Genomic DNA, 1042 nt, shown 5'->3' with positions numbered 1-1042 from the left:
GCGGGATGACCGCGCGTTGGCCGTCGCCCGACGCTCCAGGAAAGCGGTCGAGACCGGCCCCCGTCGTCTCTACGGTCGACCGCATGGATCTCGATGCCACGCTGACCAAGCTGCTGCGCGACACGCTCCTGCCCGCTCCCGCCTCCACCGACCGCATCAGCGGCCTAGGCATGGACAACGCACTACTGCGCGCCACCCTTACCGACGGCCGCCAGGTCCTCCTGCGCCAGGGTGCCGCCTCGCCATCACCGCTGCCACGCGCCCGATTCCTGGCGCACCACGACGTTGGAGCCCCCAGGATGTGGGCCGCCGACGACAACGGCGCAAGCCTGGTCGACTACGTCCCCGGACAGACCCTGGTCGCGGTCGCCGAGAGCGGAGCCCTCGACGACGCCACCTGGCGTCAGGTCGGCCGCGCCTACGCCCGCGTCCACGCCGTCCGCTTCCCCGCACCGTTGTGTGGACCCTTCGAACCGGACGGGCTGCGCCTGGCGCCAGCCGACCCGGTGCAGACCCTGCAACACGGAGTGGATGAGGCCGCAGCGTGGGTCGAGAGGGAACGCCCGGCTCTGGCCCCCCTCCTGGACGTCCTGCGGGGTCGGATCGAGGAACGAGCTGAGGCCCTTCGCCGTGAGGTGCCCTGCCTGTCGCAGAACGACGCCAACTTCCACAACATCATCGTGGGCGATGACGGAGTCACCCTGATCGACTGGGACTTCCCCGCAGTGCGGTACCCGTTGGAGGAGCTGGCCGGCCTGGAGGGACACGCCCATCTCTACGGCTTCCCTGAGCTGCCGCCGGCGTTCTTCGAGGGCTACGGGCTGCCGGTGTCACCCCCGCTGCTTCGCCTGCACCGCATCGTGGGTGACCTGGGAACGTTGAGTAGCCCCGGCTGGGCGCACATGATCTCCGGGGCCGACGACCTCACCCCGCCGATCCTGGCGATGGTCCGCCGGTTCTACAGCGGCTGGTCGGCATGGTTCGACGACCTCCCCACGCACATCCAAGGCACCTGAGGGTCGCTCCAACAGCGCGGTCATCG

The 1042-nt window shown here is 70.0% G+C and carries 1 protein-coding gene; it reads left to right on the top strand.

Annotated elements, in window-relative coordinates; translation table 11 throughout:
- The first annotated feature begins 83 nt into the window (after window positions 1-83).
- Window positions 84-1016, top strand: coding sequence for a phosphotransferase (locus AB1207_RS24450; RefSeq protein ID WP_367641443.1), 933 nt, complete (start codon window positions 84-86; stop codon window positions 1014-1016).
- The last annotated feature ends 26 nt before the right edge of the window (window positions 1017-1042 follow it).

The sequence above is a fragment of the Kineococcus endophyticus genome (genome assembly GCF_040796495.1).
GTDB lineage: Bacteria > Actinomycetota > Actinomycetes > Actinomycetales > Kineococcaceae > Kineococcus > Kineococcus endophyticus.
The sequence above is the reverse complement of the archived record's forward strand: the minus strand, read 5'-3'. Positions and strand labels throughout refer to the sequence as shown.